The 654-nt window shown below is 42.2% G+C and carries 1 protein-coding gene; it reads right to left on the bottom strand.

Annotation, left to right across the window (positions count from 1 at the left end; translation table 11 throughout):
* The coding region (locus tag AC1DSE_RS36120; RefSeq protein WP_477529228.1) for a hypothetical protein at window positions 1–654 on the bottom strand (654 nt) is incomplete at both ends.

Below are 654 nucleotides of genomic sequence, written 5' to 3'. Positions count from 1 at the left end.
CCTGTAATTGAATTTCGTTCATAAAATGTATAGGGATAGTTTGGCAAACTATAATTTTGATTATAAGAATATAGCCGGTTCCCACCGAAAACCTTGTTGAATAATATTTCTGTAATTGGCACACTCCAAGTGGGTTTAGCAACAATATCTGCAGCAAGCTGATATTTTGTTCGTGAGTTCGCTCCATTTCCTGAGTTTGGGTATCCCACAGAAAAGTTTGCGTATACTCCATTTTTTGTCGATAGTGTAGTAGCATCCGCTTTCCATGCCGCTTTTTGGGCATTTCCGCCTTTGTATGGCGTCTTAGCCGTCCACGAACGTAATATCGATTGCGTCGAATAGTTAGTTATTGGTGGGCCGCTGTCTTCTCCCTGCCCTGGCTGCTGCGTAATTCCAAACACGTTAAAGTTAACTGAAGGAGCATAATTCAGAATATCGGTCGTGACAATTCCTGAATTTCCTTTCATTCCATAGTCTTCAGTTACTGAGGCGCGATATTGCCGCTTACCAACGGTCGTGTAGTTGACAGAATGTGTTGTTTTAAAAGCCCCATCATATAGCGGTTTCCACGCTTCTTCCTCAAAGTTTCCATCACCATCTTGGTCATAGCGTTCTTCAAGAAACAGATACTTTAGAATGTCACCGTCAGGACTC

Source organism: Paenibacillus sp. 01L418 (genome assembly GCF_056400045.1).
The sequence above is the reverse complement of the archived record's forward strand: the minus strand, read 5'-3'. Positions and strand labels throughout refer to the sequence as shown.